The organism is Nostoc sp. CHAB 5836 (assembly GCF_020829445.1).
GTDB lineage: Bacteria > Cyanobacteriota > Cyanobacteriia > Cyanobacteriales > Nostocaceae > Nostoc.
On sequence record NZ_JAIVFV010000041.1, the window covers coordinates 1 to 19,470 of the forward strand.

The 19,470-nt window shown below is 41.3% G+C and carries 16 protein-coding genes; all 16 read left to right on the forward strand.

All coding sequences use genetic code 11. The annotated features are described in order from the left end of the window. Nucleotides 1-706 precede the first annotated feature (706 nt). The 16 genes from LC605_RS10840 to LC605_RS10915 all read left to right on the forward strand — a co-directional run bounded on the left by LC605_RS10840 (nucleotide 707) and on the right by LC605_RS10915 (nucleotide 19,383). A complete protein-coding gene (locus LC605_RS10840; RefSeq protein WP_229547557.1) occupies nucleotides 707-1,480 on the forward strand; it encodes a hypothetical protein in 774 nt (257 codons plus the stop codon). A 105-nt stretch (nucleotides 1,481-1,585) separates the two neighbouring features. Then, on the forward strand, nucleotides 1,586-2,617 hold the full coding sequence (locus LC605_RS10845) for a fatty acid desaturase (protein ID WP_229547558.1): 1,032 nt from the start codon (nucleotides 1,586-1,588) through the stop codon (nucleotides 2,615-2,617). A 99-nt stretch (nucleotides 2,618-2,716) separates the two neighbouring features. Then, nucleotides 2,717-3,184 (forward strand): small multi-drug export protein, encoded by a 468-nt coding sequence (locus LC605_RS10850; protein WP_229547559.1) that lies wholly within the window; start codon nucleotides 2,717-2,719, stop codon nucleotides 3,182-3,184. 278 nt (nucleotides 3,185-3,462) lie between these two features. Further along, nucleotides 3,463-5,376, forward strand: a complete 1,914-nt coding sequence (gene dxs, locus LC605_RS10855) for a 1-deoxy-D-xylulose-5-phosphate synthase (RefSeq protein WP_229547560.1) — start codon at nucleotides 3,463-3,465, stop codon at nucleotides 5,374-5,376. 554 nt (nucleotides 5,377-5,930) lie between these two features. Further along, nucleotides 5,931-7,154, forward strand: a complete 1,224-nt coding sequence (ispG, locus tag LC605_RS10860) for a (E)-4-hydroxy-3-methylbut-2-enyl-diphosphate synthase (protein ID WP_229547561.1) — start codon at nucleotides 5,931-5,933, stop codon at nucleotides 7,152-7,154. Nucleotides 7,155-7,438: 284 nt separating this feature from the next. Continuing rightward, complete coding sequence (locus LC605_RS10865) at nucleotides 7,439-8,146, forward strand: hypothetical protein (RefSeq protein ID WP_229547562.1); 708 nt, start codon at nucleotides 7,439-7,441, stop codon at nucleotides 8,144-8,146. A gap of 211 nt (nucleotides 8,147-8,357) precedes the next feature. Then, nucleotides 8,358-9,275 (forward strand): geranylgeranyl diphosphate synthase CrtE, encoded by a 918-nt coding sequence (crtE, locus tag LC605_RS10870; RefSeq protein WP_229547583.1) that lies wholly within the window; start codon nucleotides 8,358-8,360, stop codon nucleotides 9,273-9,275. 45 nt (nucleotides 9,276-9,320) lie between these two features. Then, the gene (locus LC605_RS10875) at nucleotides 9,321-10,385 is read left to right on the forward strand and encodes a Rieske 2Fe-2S domain-containing protein (RefSeq protein ID WP_229547563.1); all 1,065 of its coding nucleotides are present in this window, start codon (nucleotides 9,321-9,323) and stop codon (nucleotides 10,383-10,385) included. Nucleotides 10,386-10,691: 306 nt separating this feature from the next. Next, on the forward strand, nucleotides 10,692-11,909 hold the full coding sequence (locus LC605_RS10880; RefSeq protein ID WP_229547564.1) for a 4-hydroxy-3-methylbut-2-enyl diphosphate reductase: 1,218 nt from the start codon (nucleotides 10,692-10,694) through the stop codon (nucleotides 11,907-11,909). Between the two features lie 254 nt (nucleotides 11,910-12,163). After that, the gene (ispE, locus tag LC605_RS10885) at nucleotides 12,164-13,114 is read left to right on the forward strand and encodes a 4-(cytidine 5'-diphospho)-2-C-methyl-D-erythritol kinase (RefSeq protein ID WP_229547584.1); all 951 of its coding nucleotides are present in this window, start codon (nucleotides 12,164-12,166) and stop codon (nucleotides 13,112-13,114) included. Nucleotides 13,115-13,146: 32 nt separating this feature from the next. Continuing rightward, nucleotides 13,147-13,728: an AAA family ATPase gene (locus tag LC605_RS10890; RefSeq protein ID WP_229547565.1), complete on the forward strand. Its 582-nt coding sequence runs from the start codon at nucleotides 13,147-13,149 to the stop codon at nucleotides 13,726-13,728. 100 nt (nucleotides 13,729-13,828) lie between these two features. Next, nucleotides 13,829-15,016, forward strand: a complete 1,188-nt coding sequence (locus LC605_RS10895; protein ID WP_229547566.1) for a 1-deoxy-D-xylulose-5-phosphate reductoisomerase — start codon at nucleotides 13,829-13,831, stop codon at nucleotides 15,014-15,016. An 85-nt stretch (nucleotides 15,017-15,101) separates the two neighbouring features. After that, nucleotides 15,102-15,584, forward strand: a complete 483-nt coding sequence (gene ispF, locus LC605_RS10900; RefSeq protein ID WP_229547567.1) for a 2-C-methyl-D-erythritol 2,4-cyclodiphosphate synthase — start codon at nucleotides 15,102-15,104, stop codon at nucleotides 15,582-15,584. Between the two features lie 261 nt (nucleotides 15,585-15,845). Further along, nucleotides 15,846-16,577 carry a 2-C-methyl-D-erythritol 4-phosphate cytidylyltransferase gene (gene ispD / locus LC605_RS10905; RefSeq protein ID WP_229547568.1) on the forward strand — a complete coding sequence of 244 codons (732 nt, stop codon included), beginning with the start codon at nucleotides 15,846-15,848 and terminating at the stop codon, nucleotides 16,575-16,577. 458 nt (nucleotides 16,578-17,035) lie between these two features. Beyond that, a complete protein-coding gene (locus LC605_RS10910) occupies nucleotides 17,036-17,788 on the forward strand; it encodes a GAP family protein (RefSeq protein ID WP_229547569.1) in 753 nt (250 codons plus the stop codon). A gap of 539 nt (nucleotides 17,789-18,327) precedes the next feature. Beyond that, the gene (locus LC605_RS10915; protein WP_229547570.1) at nucleotides 18,328-19,383 is read left to right on the forward strand and encodes an SGNH/GDSL hydrolase family protein; all 1,056 of its coding nucleotides are present in this window, start codon (nucleotides 18,328-18,330) and stop codon (nucleotides 19,381-19,383) included. Nucleotides 19,384-19,470 lie beyond the last annotated feature (87 nt).

Genomic DNA, 19,470 nt, shown 5'->3' on the forward strand with positions numbered 1-19,470 from the left:
GGTTCTCGCTTGGATGCAATACAGTTTGACCTCTCTCCAAACCTCTCTCCTAAAAGGAGAGAGGCTTTGAATATTACTCCCCTTCCCTTGCAGGGAAGGGGCTGGGGGTTAGGTCTGTATTCCATGCGATTGAGAACCGCTATAGACAGCTAGGGAATGCACCCTGATTTCTTAATTTAGCGCACCTTCATGCAGAATTGGTATTATATACTCGCAATGTAAATTTTAGCAAAGTTAGCAAAACGATCTACATTCGCTATCGGCTAAAAAGCATTTCGATTCAGAACTTACGTAAGATCCAATTAAAAATATAAACTTTTTAGCTTAAGTTTTCTATTTTAACTGGCTAAAACCAGTCTTTAGATAAATAATTATCTACAAAGCCTTTGAGAAATACTTACTCTCCAGGTCTTTTACTAATAACCCAAGTTGCTCGTTATTGATTCAGGCGATCGCTTTAGTTGGTCATAATTGAGTTGAAGTTGCAGTTGGTCATAGCCCAACTGCCAATTTGTAATTAGCGATCGCATAAATCTCAATAACGCAAAGCAAATGAATTTCGATAACCCGCAACTTGGGTTAATAACTTACCCGATTAGGTTCTCTAATTTATTAGGGTAATACTTTTAGTAAATGAAAAAATCTGAATAAGTAACTGCACCAATATTTTCAAATGCAGTAAGTTTTATACACTAGGAGATAAACAATGTTGGCTACTACTCAAACACCTCTTATTTCTTATGAAGCAATGCAAAAATCGGCTCGGATCATTAAATACGTTTATCAGTTTTATTTTCCGATTCATTGTCTTTCTCCAGATGATATTTGTACTTTTTACCCTGTTCTCACGTGTGTGGAAGCTACGATCTATCAAGCTGATTTGATTATGGAACAAGGGCAAAGTTCAAAAATTATGCACAGCCCAAATGACGATAATAGTAGTTTACAAGTTTTAAGATATAGTTTAATTAATCTCTTAAAAGAGCTTAATTATTACGATTCAGTAATTGAGCAAGAATTAGCAAAAGGAGAAGAATTTATTCACCTAGAAAACAAGATAATGGTTGAAGGATTAATAAGATATTCAGATGTTATGCGTATTGCAGAATTACGTTCTTCTGATGTTCGCCTTCTTCATCTCATTTTATTCCGAATGCTAGGAAAGCCATATGATGAAAATATTTTAGCTCTCGTTTGGTTAGTAGAAATTATTGCTGATATTGAGGACGATTTCAAGAATTATGCTGCTGACGTTGCTCAAAACAGCTATAACACTTATCGTATGTTTGTGGCACTTTACAAAGAAAAAGCACCTCAATATATAAAAGCAGAATTATCACATTACGAAAATCTTTTTCAAGAGAAGTTAGCTAATTTTGTAGATGACGAGAAACAAAGATTGATGGGAATATATTCTCATTTTCGCAAACATCATTTTTCAGCTATTCCTGAACCAATTATTGAGCAATTTGCTCAATAATTGATAAATAACTAATGATTTTTTACCACCCCAAAATATTGTGTTTTTAACCACTTCACTTGTTGTTATGAAGAGGAAACTGATTCTCTTGCTGGAGTAGTAATTATGGTGATGAAGATTTTTTCAACAAAAGACATCGTCGTTTCCTATTACATCAATCGAAAAAAACCTTTGTGGAATGTTATTGCTCTCTTCTACATCTTGAGTGCCTATTGCGGTGGCCTAGTACTCTTGGTAGTAGCTAATATTGGGCTTAACATTTTGGGAGTCATATTATTCACCCATAGTTTGGCTCTATCTGCCTATTTTTCCCACGAGTTTATGCATGGCACGATTTTCAATAATATGCGTTGGAATGTCGTTGGTGGCAACATCATGCTGTGGCTAAATGGTGGTTGTTATGCCAGATTTAAAGATTTGGCGCAAGAGCATATTTTTCATCATGTTAATAAACTGGATTCTGTGGTTTTTGACTTACCTGCCTTTATTAACAATCTTCCTAGACCAATACGCAGCCTGATTCTAGCCCTAGAGTGGCTATATTTTCCGGTGATTTCTTTGATATTTCAATTTTGGGCATTGACTGCTCCTTTTTGGAATCCAAAGCGTCGAAATGAAAGGATGCGTGTCATTATCCTGCTTATAGTGCGGGGGTTATTGTTTACCCTGTTGGGATTAATGTCACTCAAAGCATTAGTACTTTACTTTCTTGCATACAGTAGCATGATCACCATATTGCGGTTCATGGATGCCTTTCAGCACACTTATGAGACATATCCCGTTGGTTTGCCTTTCCCCAAGCGTAATGACGCTTACGAACAAGCTAATACCTTTACAACCTTAATTTCTCACCGATACTGGTGGTTGAATTTGCTCGTGTTGAACTTTGGCTACCATAACGCCCATCACGCACTGATGAAATGCTCTTGGCATAATCTCCATGAATTAGACAGGAATTTATTCGCGGGGCGGCAACAAACTCATCATTTGACACTATCACAATTGCTCAAAAACTATCACCGCTTTCGCATTGCCCGTCTTTTTTTAGGTCAAGGTACAGCAGTAGATGAGCAGGGTAATTTGGAACTCAATAATTTCTATGGTGCTATTGGTGTGTCTTTTCTAGTAAAGGCTTGATACTCTGTTACAGAAACTTGCACCCCTATAACAAGTTTATGAATGCTAAGTATCGATAAGCTCAGAACCAACATTCATTAACCTGGAAAAAGGACAAAGATGATAGAGTACATTTTAAAGGCATTTTTGGTTTGTTTCCTGGGATTTTTTCCGGCTTCAGAAATTTATGTAGCTATTCCTTCAGGCATCGCTCTCGGTCTAGATTACTATTCAACTGTAGTTTGGTCTGTCGCAGGTAGTTACACTGCTGTTCTACTAATACACTATGGTTATGAGCGTTTTAGTCAAATACCACAAGTCAAAACATGGCTCGACCGTTTTTCATCCCAACGATTTAGAAATTGGATAGATATTTACGGAATTGGCTTTGTTCTACTAATAACTCCATTGCTTGGTGTGTGGGTTGTGAGTGTAACAATGAAAGTTTTAAAAATGGATTCTGGACTATTCTTGGTTTACTCTTTCATCACCGTGGTTATATCTACCGTTGGCCTAACAGCACTTACATACGCCGGAATAGATTTGGCTGCAAATGGCTACAAAATGATAATTGGTGTAACAGATTAAGTACAGATGCAGCATAAAATCGTGGCGAATTGAGGGTTGAAATTTAAACGCATAGGCGCGACTCTTGGAGACGCACTCGCGAACCCCTTCCCGCAGGGTAGGGGCACAAAGGTAAGCCCATAGGCGCAACTCTTGGAGACGCACTCGCGAACCCCTTCCCGTAGGGTAGGAACGCAAAGAGAATTCGCTACGAATTTATGAAATATTGTACTAAGTTCATAATAATGCGCGGGCACTATTAAGCATTTGAAATTACTTGCTTTTTACAGGAGATATATATGCATCTGAAAGATTTGACTCATCCTAACCAATTACACGATCTGTCAATTCAAGAACTTCAGCAAATTGCTTCTCAGATTCGACAAAAGCACCTAGAAACCGTAGCAGCTAGTGGTGGTCACCTTGGTCCTGGATTAGGTGTAGTAGAACTCACGGTAGCACTTTACCAAACCCTGGATTTAGAACGCGATAAAGTCATTTGGGATGTGGGTCACCAAGCCTATCCGCATAAACTGATTACTGGTCGCTACAATTCATTTCACACACTGCGGCAAAGAAACGGTGTTGCAGGATATCTCAAGCGCTGTGAAAGCAAGTTTGACCACTTTGGCGCAGGACATGCTTCCACAAGTATCTCTGCTGCTCTAGGTATGGCGATCGCACGAGATTTGAAAGGTGAAAAATTTAAAGTGGTAGCTGTGATTGGTGATGGTGCGCTAACAGGCGGAATGGCATTAGAAGCGATTAACCATGCAGGTCACTTACCTAACACTAATCTGTTAGTAGTTCTTAACGATAATGAAATGTCCATCTCCCCAAACGTTGGCGCTCTTTCTCGCTACCTCAATAAGTTACGCTTGAATCCATCAGTACAGTTTTTATCAGACAACCTCAAAGAACAATTCAAGCATTTACCTATTGTAGGGGATTCCCTTTCGCCAGAACTTGGACGTCTTAAAGAAGGGATGAAGCGTTTGGCAGTGACCAAAGAAGGAGCCATGTTTGAGGAACTAGGCTTTACTTACATCGGGCCTGTAGATGGTCATAATCTTGAGGAGTTAATTGCCGCTTTTGAGCAGGCACATCAGATAACAGGAGCAGTTTTAGTCCATGTAGCCACTGTCAAAGGTAAAGGCTACGAATTAGCCGAAAAAGACCAAGTAGGCTACCACGCTCAAACCGCTTTTAATCTCACTACCGGCAAAGCCATCCCTTCCAGCAAACCTAAGCCTCCCGCTTATACCAAAGTTTTTGCTCACACTTTGGTGAAACTTGCAGAACAAAACCCCAAAATCATTGGTATTACTGCTGCAATGTCAACCGGAACGGGTTTAGACAAACTGCACGAAAAGCTGCCCAATCAATATATTGATGTAGGTATTGCCGAACAACACGGTGTTACTCTAGCAGCTGGTTTAGCCTGTGAAGGTATGCGCCCAGTCGTGACAATATACTCTACTTTCTTGCAACGGGCTTACGACCAAATTATTCATGATGTCTGCATTCAGAACTTGCCTGTCTTCTTCTGCCTAGACAGAGCAGGAATTGTTGGTGCAGATGGGCCAACTCACCAAGGAATGTACGACATTGCATATTTGCGTTGCATTCCTAACATCGTACTAATGGCTCCCAAAGATGAAGCCGAACTTCAGCGGATGCTCGTCACTGGCATAGAATACACCAAAGGTGCGATCGCTATGCGGTATCCTCGCGGTAGTGGTTATGGTGTTTCCTTGATGGAGGAAGGCTGGGAGCCTCTGCCCATCGGTAAAGGCGAAATCCTGCGTTCCGGCGATGATGTTCTGATAGTCGGCTATGGTTCGATGGTTCACCCAGCTATGCAAGCAGCTCTACTTTTGAGTGAGTATGGCATTCAAGCTACTGTAGTGAATGCTCGCTTTGTCAAGCCTCTGGATACTGAATTGATTGTGCCCCTAGCTCAACAAATTGGTCGAGTCTTCACTTTAGAAGAGGGCTGCGTAATCGGAGGCTTTGGTTCAGCTGTAGCAGAAGCATTGCAAGAGCATGGCGTATTAGTATCAGTAACACCCATAGGAGTCCCTGACAAATTAATTGACCACGCAACTCCGGAGGAATCCAAGGCAGATATTGGCTTAACTAGTGTACAAATTGCCGAGCAAATACGACAAGCTGTCACATTGCCAGTAAAAAAGTTTTCTCAAGTTTATTAGTACAGCACGGCGTAAATAGACCACCCCTGACGCTCGTTGCGCTAAAGCGTCTCCCCTTCTCCCAAAGGGAGAGGCTAGCGCCAAGGGAAAAGACTCGCTCTCCGTGGCGCTAACGGGTGACGCTCTCTACGAGACGCTCTGCGCGAACGCAAGCTCGCTAACGCTGCGCTAACGGCAGTTCCTCATGGGGGGAACCCCCTCTGAGCGACTGCCTCACCATTGCAAATCAATGAAACGCTTGCGGTATCAAAATTCCAAATTCCGCAAAGTGGTAAGTACGTTGGTGCTAAAAAAGTTAAGTATGTTACGAAACGTAAATAAGCTTAAAACCTTTACTAATGACCAATGACAAATGACAGCCTTAGCCAGTTAACTTTAATTGCGCCAACCTACTTACTAGTTTCTTTTAAAGTTAGGACTTACGCAATAACTCTGTGAAACTCTTATTCCTTTGTGTCCTTTGCGCCCTTTGCGGTTCGTTTTTTCATTATTTTGCGTAAGTCCTAAAAGTATTGAACTTGAAGCTAAACTTTGACATCCAAGGGCAAGAATCTATGTTCACTATTCCATCTCCCACTATTGTCAATACCTCTTCTGGCCCACTTTCTGAGACCACCATTGTCCGTCGTAAAACACGTCCCGTTCGTGTTGGTGATGTCACCATTGGCGGTGGTCACCCTGTAGTGGTGCAGTCCATGATTAATGAAGACACTTTAGATGTAGAAGGTTCAGTAGCTGCCATTATTCGCCTTCACAAAATTGGCTGTGAGATTGTCCGTGTCACCGTGCCTAGTCTGGCTCACGCCAAAGCCTTAAGTGAAATTAAACAGAAATTAGTCCAAACCTACCTTGCTGTACCCTTGGCGGCTGATGTACACCATAATGGCATGAAAATTGCCTTGGAAGTAGCAAAGTATGTTGATAAAGTACGAATTAATCCTGGTTTGTACGTATTTGAAAAGCCAAAACCTAACAGAAGCGAATATACCCAGGCCGAATTTGACGAAATTGGGGAGAAGATCCGTGAAACCCTAAAACCCCTTGTGGTTTCTCTCCGCGATCGAGGCAAAGCAATGCGGATTGGTGTCAATCATGGTTCCCTTGCTGAACGGATGCTCTTTACCTATGGCGATACTCCAGAAGGTATGGTAGAATCTGCACTAGAGTTTATTCGCATTTGTGAATCTCTAGACTTTCGCAACCTTGTTATATCTCTCAAGGCGTCACGAGTGCCAGTGATGTTAACCGCTTATCGGCTGATGGTACAGCGAATGAATGAGCTAGGTATGGATTATCCCCTACATTTGGGGGTGACAGAAGCTGGTGATGGAGAATACGGACGCATCAAATCCACTGCTGGAATTGGCACACTTTTAGCTGATGGGATTGGCGATACAATTCGGGTATCGCTTACAGAAGCTCCAGAGAAAGAAATTCCCGTGTGCTACAGCATTTTGCAAGCACTGGGTTTAAGGAAAACGATGGTGGAGTATGTTGCTTGCCCTTCTTGTGGTCGTACTTTGTTTAACCTAGAAGAAGTGCTGCACAAAGTGCGAGAAGCAACAAAACATCTTACTGGTCTAGATATCGCAGTCATGGGTTGCATTGTCAATGGCCCTGGAGAAATGGCAGATGCTGACTACGGTTATGTTGGTAAACAGCCCGGTTATATCTCTTTGTATCGTGGTAAAGAAGAAATCAAAAAGGTTCCCGAGTCTCAGGGTGTCGAAGAATTGATTAACCTAATTAAGGCAGACGATCGCTGGATAGATCCTTAAAGTAGGCTGAAAACTTGGATATGTAGCCAGTCGTAGTTAGAAGAGGAATCTAGTAGTCTGTCAAATTCATTTTGACGGTTAGAGAGACGCGATAAATCGCCGTCTCTACAGGGAATTTATCCGTCAATTAGTTCTTGACAGACTACTAGCTCCATCAATTTGAATTAACACTTTCTGGGCTTGATGGTTGTAATTGGTGACTTGAACTCTTCTAACACGACATAGCTACAAAATTCTCCTTAAGTAAGGTATTTTTTGAAACTAGCTTCAGAGGTATAGGTTTTATGAATACAAGCGAAGTTTTAGGTTTAATTTGTGACATTTCTTGGCTATTTGCATATATCGCCATTATCTGGCGCGGCTTCAAAGACCGTTCACTGGCGATGCCTATGGTGGCTCTTTGTGCAAATATTATGTGGGAGGGAATCTATTCATTTATTTATCAACCATTTAGTAGCTATTTACACTACTCTAGTATTGCTTGGTTTCTTTTCGACATACCAATCGCTTGGCAATGTTTCCTTTATGGAGAAAAAGATTTTCCACCTACCTTTACAAGGAATATTTTTCGTATTACATTTTTTGCAACTTTAGCTATTTGTTTTGCTTTCATAATTAATGTTTTCCCGGATTTAAATGATACAGAAGGAGTGTATACTGGGTTTGTAATAAACATGGTAATGTCGATTGTTTTTGTATATATGCTCCTGCGACGCAATAATATAAATGGTCAGTCTATTTACATCGCGTTATTCAAGTTTATTGGAACCTTGTTTGCTTTTCTCAATATATGTTATGAGTTACCAACTGCTGCAATGCAACCAACAAATTTTCCGGCAATCATAACGGAGCTTTTTTCATATCATAGCTATCCATTAACACCAATGATTAAAATTTCATATCCTATCATCTTTATTTTTGATATTTTATATATCATACTTTTGTATCGCAAGCTTAGGGAGGAAAAGGTTAATTTTTGGGCAAGGTTGTAATTTAATCGTTTGACATTTTAAAATAATTCTCCTCCAACAAATGGAGGAAAAAAAGGATCACTTCAATGAAACTTAGTGCCATAATATTGAGGAGAGATGTTAAATGAATACTAAAGTTTTTGAACTGTCGTTTCCAGATTCTACACATAACCAAAGCCAAGTATCTAGTCATGAAATCAAGGTAGCGGATACCAAGAATAAATCATTACAACTGCTTGAAGCTGATAGAATTCCACAAGGAGCTACTTTTAATCTGTCAACCTATTTATCAGAACGACAAGCCTTAGTTGAGAGAGCGCTTGAGTGTTCAATTGCTGTAGTTTATCCAGAAAAAATCTATGAGGCTATGCGGTATTCGCTGCTGGCTGGGGGAAAACGCCTGCGGCCGATTCTGTGCCTTGCTAGTTGTGAATTATGTCGAGGTACGGTGGAGATGGCGATGCCTACTGCTTGTGCACTAGAAATGCTTCACACTATGTCTTTAATTCATGATGATTTACCTGCTATGGATAATGATGATTATCGGCGAGGTAAACTGACAAACCATAAGGTTTATGGTGAAGACATTGCTATTCTCGCTGGTGATGGACTTTTAGCCTACGCCTTCGAGTTTATTCTGGTTCAGACAAAGGGAGTGCGATCTGAGCAGTTGTTGCAGGTAGTTGCGAAGTTAAGCCATGCAGTTGCAGCAACAGGTTTAGTAGGTGGTCAAGTTGTTGACCTAGAATCGGAGGGATTGAAAAATATTAATCTAGAAACTCTCAACTTTATTCATACCCATAAAACTGGGGCTTTGTTGGAAGCTTCTGTTGTTACAGGGGCGCTGTTAACGGGAGCTAATGAAGAGGTTTTGCAACGGCTTTCTCGTTATGCTCACAATATTGGTCTAGCCTTTCAAATTATCGATGATGTACTGGATATCACGGCAACTGCAAAACAACTAGGTAAAACCGCAGGCAAAGATTTACAGGCGCAAAAAGCAACTTACCCCAGTTTATTAGGCATTGAAGAATCTAGATATCAGGCGAAAAAGTTAGTCGAGGAAGCTAAGGCTGAACTCGCTCCTTTTGGAGAGAAAGCTATCCCTCTGATGGCGATCGCTGACTACATCACAGCTAGAACTCACTAGTTTCAAAAAAATTGTGCATCGGATTAAGTATCAAAGGAGAAATAAATGAACACCAAACTTGAGACAGTCAAAAATTCAAAGTTAACTCAACTGGAAACAGAAGTTAATAAAAAGGCAATGAATCTCGCTGCCAGTTGGTATGTTGCTCTGCCCTCAAAAGCTTTAGGTAAAAAGCCAAAAGAAATAGAGTTATTTGGTCTGCCCTTAGTCGCTTGGCGAGATCAAAATGATCAGCCAGTGATTATGCAACGTCACTGCTCACACATGGGCGCTAGTCTGGCGGTTGGTAAGGTAGTAGATGGTTGTATTCAATGTCCTTTCCATCACTGGCGTTATGATAGCTCTGGGCAATGTGTTTTCGTAACTAGTCTAAACGAAATTCCTCCAAAAGCTCGTCAGGTTAATTATGCCACGGCAGAAAGATACGGTTATATCTGGGTGTGGTACGGTTCTGAGACTCCTCTGTTCCCTTTGCCTGAGTTTCCAGCAGCTGAAGACGAGAGACATAACTATATGTCTTTCCGCTTTACAGATCCAACCACAACAACACCGCGACGTGTGCTTGAAAACGGGTATGACTATTATCATTTTGTGACACTACACGATGTAAAAGTTTCTGAACCCATTAAAATCACTCTGTTAACAACTGACCAACAGTATCTAGCACAACAGAGCGAACCACCTATTCAAAAAGAAGCTAGGTTTGCAGCGTTAATTGAATGCTCACTCGAAGGTTTAGATCCAGTAGCCCGGGCATTTGGGTTTAAAGCTGAAAACTTTACGCTATTAATAGATAGTTGGTGCGGTGGACAGAAGGTTACGGCCTTTATAGATGGTAAGGAGATCTATAAGACGCTGGTAGGCATGACTCCTATTACTGAAAACAACTCTGTCCAGAACATCTTGGTAATGGTAAAGAAAACTGGCAAATTCTGGCAGGATATATTTCATTATGTGGTTTTTAGTTTGGAAAACAGAATTGGTGCAAAGCAAGATCTGCCAATCTATGACAACATAAATCCAAACGTGGGGGGGGCTTACGTCAAGCACGATCTGGCAGTCTTGAAGTATAGAGAATTCCATCAAAGATGGGTTGATCAGGTCGAGTAATGTGACACAAAAACCAGGATTAGCGCTATTAGTTATCCAGCTAGTCCAGGAGATTTTAACGAACTTTGGAGGTTTAAGTCCTAGCCTTTGAAGGGCAGCGCGAATTGAACGCCTAAATCTAAATCCCCGTCACAAAACGTAATTGCTCTCTTCTCTACGAGACGCTAAAAGCGAACGCAGCGTTAGCGACTGTGCGTAGCGTCATGGGCGAAAAAGCGAATTGCCAATTGGTTTAATTCCTGTAGTTTGAGTCAAAGTGAAATAGCCTTGGCTATTGCAGTTTAGTTGTAAAATGAAGAACGGCAGATGAATACAAAAGCATTTAAGCGATTGCTCCATAGTTCCGAACGTTACTATCGTAAGGGATTTGGGCATCAAACAGAAGTCAACACGATGTTGTACTCTGAGTATCAAAGCAGCTTAATTCAGCAGATACGAGAGAACGACTACACATTGCAAAAAGGTAATGTCACAATTAAGCTAGCGGAAACGTTTGGATTTTGCTGGGGAGTAGAACGAGCGATCGCTCTGGCTTATGAGACACATCAGCAATTTCCCACCGAGCGTATTTGGATTACCAACGAAATCATTCACAACCCCTCTGTCAATCAAAACTTAAGGGAAATGCAAATTGAATTTATTCCAGTCAACGAAGAGGGAAAGAAGGATTTTTCTGTTGTTGGTACAGAAGATGTTGTGATTCTACCTGCTTTTGGTGCTAGTATTGAAGAGATGCAGCTGTTAAATCAAAAAGGCTGCAAAATTATGGATACGACTTGCCCTTGGGTATCTAAAGTGTGGAATAGCGTTGAGAAGCACAAAAAACGTAACTACACTTCAATTGTTCATGGCAAGTACAACCATGAAGAAACAATTGCAACCACTTCCTACGCAGATAAGTACCTTGTTGTCCTAAACCTGCAACAAGCAGAGTATGTCTGCAACTACATCCTTCATGGTGGAAACCGTGAGGAATTCTTAGCCAAATTTGCCAAAGCTTATTCTCCTGGATTCGATCCCGATACCGACTTAGAATGGGTGGGTATCGCCAATCAGACCACTATGCTTAAGGGAGAAACCGAGCACATTGGTAAGTTGTTTGAGCGGACACTTATGCGTAAGTACGGCCCAGCCAATATCAATGACCATTTTCTCAGCTTCAACACCATCTGTGATGCTACCCAAGAACGTCAGGATGCAATGTTTAAGCTTGTAGAAGACAAGTTGGATCTAATGGTAGTTGTTGGCGGTTTTAACTCTTCTAACACGACTCACCTTTGCGAAATCTCCAGTGAACGCGGGATTCCTTCCTATCACATTGACAGTGCAGAGCGCTTGGGGCCAGGTAACCGCATCCAACATAAAAAATTGCATCAAGACATTGAAGTATTTGAAGATTGGTTACCTTCGGATCTAATTGTTGTAGGAATTACTTCTGGAGCTTCGACACCAGATAAAGTGGTTTCTGATGTTATTGAGAAAATTTTTGCCATCAAAGGCGCTATGAACTGTGTTTTAAACTAGTAGTCCGCCAAGTCAACAATGCTTGATTTGTAGTGAGCGCTTTAGCGCTCAAATCAAGGACTAAAGTCCTTACTACGAACTTATTCACCCAATCAAAGTTAGTGTGGTGGACTACTAGTCGAACTTTCCTAACTGTAAGAAAGGGTCATATTCCAAAAAGGTTGTGTGTGGTTTATGGGTTAGCTGTCTACCGCACTACCTTTCTACTGACTAACAATTCCACCATATCAACTACAACCTTAGTAGAAAAATATATGCGCTCTTGCTCCTTACTTGCTTCGGCAAAAATCAATTTGTATTTGGAGATCATTCGCGATCGCCCGGATGGCTACCACGATCTGTTAATGGTACTCCAAAGTATTGACTTGGCAGATCAAATTGACCTGCGATCAACTCAAACTAATACTATCCAGGTGTATTGTAATCATCCAGAAGTACCTCAAGACCATCGTAATCTTGCTTATAAAGCGGTAGCTGTCATGGCAAAGCACTTTCCGCACGCTTTTGCCAAATATGGCGGTGTCGATATTACAATTCACAAGCGGATTCCTGTTGGAGCGGGACTGGCTGGAGGTTCTACAAATGCTGCTGCGGTTTTGGTTGGGCTAAATTTGATGTGGGAACTAGGACTCAATCACAAACAATTACAATACCTGGGGTCTTTACTCGGATCAGATGTACCCTTCTGTATTGTTGGTGGTACAACACTGGCAACAGGACGGGGCGAGTACCTCACTCCTTTACCAGCAATAGATAATTTTTATGTGGTATTAGCAAAGTACCGCAGTCTTTCGGTTTCAACAGCTTGGGCTTACCAGACGTATCGTCATCAATATCTGCACTCCAATGTGTCAAATACTTCTATGACAGGACATCCTGACCAAGGAGCATACTCAGGAAAAATCGTGTCTGCAATTGCTCGCCAAAATCAGATGCAAATTTACCAATTGCTTCATAATGACCTAGAGCGAGTAGTACTGCCAACATATCCTCAGGTGCAGCAACTGCGAGAGGAATTCCAACGCTTGGGATGCCCCGGAATAATGTCAGGTTCTGGCCCAACTGTGTTTGCTTTAACCAAATCGCAGGCTCAGGCGCAACAAGTTGTTGAAGCTGTAAACGCTGCTATTTCTGACCCTGATTTAGAACTTTGGATTTCGCAATTTACAAATTCCAGTATTCGTGTTTTATCTTTTGATAACTAAGTTGTGAATTTTAACTTTCTCAAGGAGGACACATGGTTAGAATCATTGCGATCGTTGGTATGCCAGGGTCAGGAAAGAGCGTGGTAGCTGGGTATCTTAAGAATAATGGTTTTCCGATCATTCATTTTGGGGAAATTATTATGAATGAAGTTGAAAAACGAGGTTTAGCAATCACCCCACAAAACGAACAAATAGTGAGAGAAGAAATTAGACAAAAGTATGGGATGGATGTCTGTGCCAAACTATCCTTACCAATAATTAAATCAACGCTGTTAGAGCATCAATTAGTTGTGATTGATGGTTTATATAGTTTTAGCGAGTACAAAACTCTCAAAATAGAATTTAAAAAGGAGTTACTCGTTGTAGCAATTTTCACTCCTAAGTCTCTCAGGTATGAACGGCTCACGTTTAGGCATGAAAGACCTTTAAAAATTGCAGAAGCAGAGAGAAGAGACTTCATGGAAATTGAAAGGATTGAAAAAGGAGGCCCAATTGCTATGGCAGACATAACCATAATTAATGATGGAAATCAATACCAGTTATACAGAAAGTTAGAAGCATTACTGGCTGAAATATTACAAGAAGTTTACCCTCTTACAGCAGCTAGTTTATAAATCAATACACTTGGGTTAAGCATTTCCTCCTTCTCTTTCTCTCTGTGACAGAGAATTGGTATTAAAACTAGACAACAATTATTGCATTGGGAATTTTATTATGAAAGCAATATCTCTCCTTGGCTCAACAGGCTCTATCGGTACCCAAACTCTCGATATTGTTAACCAGTATCCGAATGACTTTCGGATTGTGGGATTAGCCGCTTTACAGAATGTAGAATTGCTGGCTCAACAAATTCGTGATTTTCAACCTGCGATTGTAGCTATCGGTAATACACAAAAGTTGCCGGAGTTAAAAAATGCGATCGCCGACTTAGATCCCCAACCGATTCTTTTAGCAGGAGAAGCTGGAGTCATTGAAGTGGCTCGTTACTACGAAACTGAAATTGTCGTGACTGGCATTGTGGGTTGTGCAGGGCTATTACCTACAATTGCAGCAATTGAGGCGGGCAAAGACATTGCTTTGGCAAACAAGGAAACACTGATTGCAGGGGGGCCAGTTGTCCTCCCTTTAATACAAAAGCACGGTGTAAAGTTATTGCCCGCAGATTCAGAGCATTCAGCGATTTTTCAGTGTTTGCAGGGAGTACCAGATGGAGGGCTGCGGCGTTTGATGCTGACTGCTTCTGGAGGAGCATTCCGGGATTGGTCTGTTGATAAGTTATCAACAGTCACTGTTGCTGATGCCTTGAAGCATCCTAACTGGTCAATGGGTCGCAAAATTACAGTTGATTCCGCCACTCTGATGAATAAGGGATTGGAGGTCATCGAGGCTCACTGGCTTTTTGGCATTGATTATGACCATATTGAAATTGTCATACATCCCCAGAGCATTATCCATTCTCTGATCGAACTGCAAGACACCTCAGTGTTGGCGCAACTAGGCTGGCCCGATATGCGCCTGCCCTTACTGTATGCTTTGTCTTGGCCAGAGCGAATTTACACTGCTTGGCAGCAGTTAGATTTAGTCAAGGTAGGCGAGATGACCTTTCTTGCACCAGACCACAAAAAGTATCCCTGTATGCAACTAGCTTATGCTGCTGGTCGAGATGGAGGTTGTATGCCAGCAGTACTCAATGCTGCGAATGAAGAGGCTGTAGCTTTATTCTTGTCAAAAAGAATTCCGTTTTTAGATATTCCGTGTTTGATTGAACAGGCGTGCGATCGCTACCAAGTTCACAACTGCTCGTCCCCAACTCTTGACGACATTATTGCAGCAGATCAATGGGCTAGACAAGAAGTTGTTACCGCTTCTCAGACTTTAAAACGGACAATGATTGCAGTCTAAAAAGTTCTGTTTAGCATTTAGACATCCAGCTTTTTATTTTGCCTCTCTTTTTGTTTGAGAAAAAGTTTAATTATTTAATAGGCTCATGAATATTAGGATTGGCAACGGTTACGATATCCATCGTTTAGTTGTAGGTCGCCCTTTGATTCTAGGAGGGATAGAAATTTCCCATGAAATGGGGTTATTAGGTCACAGTGATGCTGATGTACTGACCCATGCAATTATGGATGCTATGTTAGGAGCTTTAAGCCTGGGAGATATCGGTCATTACTTTCCACCCACCGATCAAGAATGGGCAGGTGCTGATAGTCTAGTTTTGCTAACTAAAGTTCATCACTTGGTACAGGAGCAAGGGTGGCAAATCGGTAATATTGACTCTGTAGTGGTGGCAGAACGTCCTAAACTTAAACCTTATATCCCAACAATGTGTGCGCGAATCGCAAGTGTTTTGGAACTGGAAGCCTCACAGGTGGGCATTAAAGCAACCACCAATGAAAAACTAGGTTCTGTCGGACGAGAAGAGGGGATTGCTGCCCATACTGTAGCCTTGTTAGTATCTTCTAATTGAATAAGGTGTGGGTAAAAATCTGCCTTCGACACCCTACTTTAACAGGGCTTTACCTTTGCCGCATTTCTCACCAGCTCAAGGCGTTTGATGGAGCAGAAGATAAGTAATGAGTAATGAGTAAAAACTTCTTACTTCTTACTTCTTACTCATTACTTATTACTTATTACTTCTCCCCTGCACAAACGCAGGCTTTAAAAGGTGTGGTGAGAAATCCGGGCTTTGTACTATTCGATATTAAACCCTATTTCTATAGGATAAGTTATGTACTTACTAATTCCAGCCGCAGGACAAGGCCGTAGAATGCGGAGTAGTCGAAATAAACTGCTCCTCACTTTGTTAGATGAACCTATAATTGCCTGGACACTCAAGGCAGCTGAGGCTTCTGAGCAGATTCACTGGATAGGCGTGATTTGTCAGCCAGAGGACTTAATAGATTTTCAAGAAATTGTGGCAAACTTGTCGCTAACTAAGCCAGTGCATTTTATTTTAGGGGGAGCAACCCGCCAGGATTCAGTCTATAATGGTTTACAATCCTTACCTCCAATGGCAGAACGCGTGTTAATTCACGATGGAGCTAGGTGTTTGGTGACACCAAAGTTGTTTGACCGATGTGCTGTTAAAATTCTGAATTCTCAAGGTTTGATTGCTGCGGTTCCTGTTAAAGACACGATCAAAATTGTAGAGCCACAAACAAATGTGATTACTAATACACCAGATAGATGTCAACTCTGGGCTGCCCAAACCCCTCAGGGATTTGAAGTGGAGCTACTACAACAATGTCATGATAAAGGTCGTTACCAGAGTTGGGAGGTAACAGATGATGCTACCTTGTTTGAACAATGCCAGCTGCCTGTGCAGATTGTCCAAGGAGAAGAGACGAACTTGAAAGTGACAACGCCTGTTGATTTAGCCCTTGCCGAATTCATCCTCCGACAACGATTGCAAGAGCAGTTAAGGCAATCTCTTGACACTATATCAACGCTGACGAGGTGACAAGTCGTTTAAACAAATGGGCTTTTGGGCGTTGCTGAATCAAGGGATGAAATTTTACGTATTGAAAACTAAAACTCCTCATTTTCTGTGCGTGAGAAATATCACCATGCAAATATGCAATGCCAGATTTTGAATTTGGGAGTAAGTAGACACAATGAAACATAAAATGCCAACCAATGAAATCAGCTTCTGATCAGCTTTTACCTTCAGCATAGCTGCCTTCTACTTATGTCACTTTTGCAAATATCAGTAAATCACAAACTTTTGAAAATGAATGTAATATGCTGCAATCCGTACGGCGGGCTACGCCTACGCAGTATTAAATTGGGTGATTTATGCCTCTAATTTTTAGCACCTAACAAAATCGCACTGCTCCCGACATCGCGTTATTTATCGAATAGTACTTTGTCCAGTTAAAAAAGAAAAGTTGAGACTGACGCAGCGAAGCGGAGAATCGGGTGCAAAATCCTCTGTGCATCATTCCCGTATCGATGCACAGAGGATTTTTCAGTTTGCACACCAATGATAAGGTATTGTCAGTGAATACACTTTTAATTTCCCTGATACCACTCGCTGCTGTTGATAGTCTTAACCCAACTACAACAGCACTTCAAATTTACCTGCTAATTACACCAAAACCTCTGGTTCGTTCTATAACTTTTATCTTGGGAATCATTGCTGGATATTGGACTGCTGGCTTATTGATTGCCCTTGGTTTTAGTAAGGTAATTGTAAATGTGATTAACAGTGCTGATAAATTTATCTATGTGATCCAATTTATTATCGGTATTATACTGATTATCGTTGGTTTCACACTCAATCAATCCTTTGGTAAACAAGCAACTATAAAACATCCGAAATCGCTCAAACCAATGAGTACATTTGTCTTGGGTGCCGTTGCCACTTTATGGGATGTTCCTACAGCATTACCTTATATCATTGCCATTGAGCGGATTGCTGGAGCAAAGCTAAACCTGCTAAAACTCATGGGTGTATTAGGCTTCTATAACTTAATTTTTGTCTTGCCACTTATTGTTTTGCTATGGATTTACATCATGATGGGTAACAAAAGTGCTGTCCTGCTTGAAAGAATCAATAGACAAATAGCGAAGTGGTTTCCCATAATTTTGCAAGTCCTTATGGTCTGTTTTGGTGTATTACTGGTTGTTGATTCTACTATTCATGCTTTCAATTGCCTGCTACAGCGATAGTAAGCGATTGAAAATTTAAACTGGGACAATTTCTTTCGGATAGTGCGCTTATGTATCGGCACTTAGGGAGTAAAGAGTGCTGAGAGTAACTGCTTGTCGCCAATTGTTGCTTCTCGCTTTAGCAAATTCTCATGCGATCGCCACAATTTCCCGAAATCTGAAAACCTGAAATCTTATACTTATTTCCGATAATAGCAGCATCAAAAGCAAAAACCTTTCTTCTGAGATCCTCCAAAATCAGTTACTAATTGCCGAGTTTGCAAAGACTCGCAATCGTTGGGACAACTGATTTTGGGAAAGTGGTCGGCTGATGAAAACAGTGCTTTCAGTAGAAGTATTCTCACAAATAAGACTTCTATACCACCGCAAAAACCCTACTTTAAAGAGATCGTAAATTGTCAAATATATTCTCCTTAACACGCTTTACAGAACTATACAGTGTAAATAAGAATAATAACTTAACCAAAGTAAAATTTTCCTGAATACAGGCAAATAATCCTGTCATAGGGAAAAACAGTGAGTAGAGGAGAGAGAAAGCGATGAAGGACCCTTATCTGTTGGCAGCAGGCTTGTTAACAGGATTGGCAATACCAGCATCGGCTCTTCCACATCTGTCCATTGTCCTGCCACAAAATTCTAGATCCCTGTGGGATTTAAAACAAGGTTCGCAGGCAATAGTCAGTACAAAAATTATCAAGAGCGTTGATCTCTCCTTACCAAAACTTAGCGGTCAAGGGTTGGAAACCGTAAAAAGTTCGCAGCCAACAGTAGATGAGAAAAACGTCTCTAGCGTACCAGAATTCAGCACTCAGGGATTACCAGCGCCAACAGAGTCATCACTCAACTCTAGCGCCCAAACAGCTGGTCTCTCACTGACATCTGGCAATCAACTTTACTACCAAAGATTGGCGGCTCTGAAAACAGGTCAGATTTATACACGCGTAGATAGTGATAATTTGCAATCATTGTGGGAGTCGATCAAGAAACGTCAACTAACTTATGACGACTGGAAAAGTTTACTCGCTTTAGAAGCGAGAGCGATCGCTCAAGGTCAAGGTGTCAATCATCTAAGTATCTTAGTTGGTGATTCTTTGAGTATGTGGTTTCCTAGAGAAAAACTGCCTACTGGGAAATTGTGGCTAAATCAAGGCATATCTGGAGATACTTCTAGTGGCGTTTTAAAAAGATTGGGGGCATTTTCGGCAACGCGGCCAGATGTGATTTACATCATGGCTGGGATTAACGACTTACGAAAAGGTGCTAGTGATCAAGTAATTTTGCGTAATTATCGCCGGATTGTCCGTCGTTTACGGCAAACTCACCCCCAAACTCAAATCATTGTCCAATCAATTTTGCCTACTCGCCTAGCAAAAATTTCCAATAGTCGTATTCGTCACATCAACATCCAACTAACGGTGATTGCCAAACAAGAAGGCGCTAATTATCTAAATATTTATAGCTGGTTTACGGATATGGAAGGCAATATGCGCCCAGAGTTGACCACAGATGGGTTGCACCTGTCTCAAGAGGGATATGATGTGTGGCAATCGGCACTACAGCAGATAGAATACCAACTCACTCAGCGTCAGAATTGAGCGATCGTAATTTGACGACAGTGCATCGCTGCGCTCAACCCTCAGCCGTCGAGAATTGAGCAAAGTTGAAACTCGGTTTACTGATAC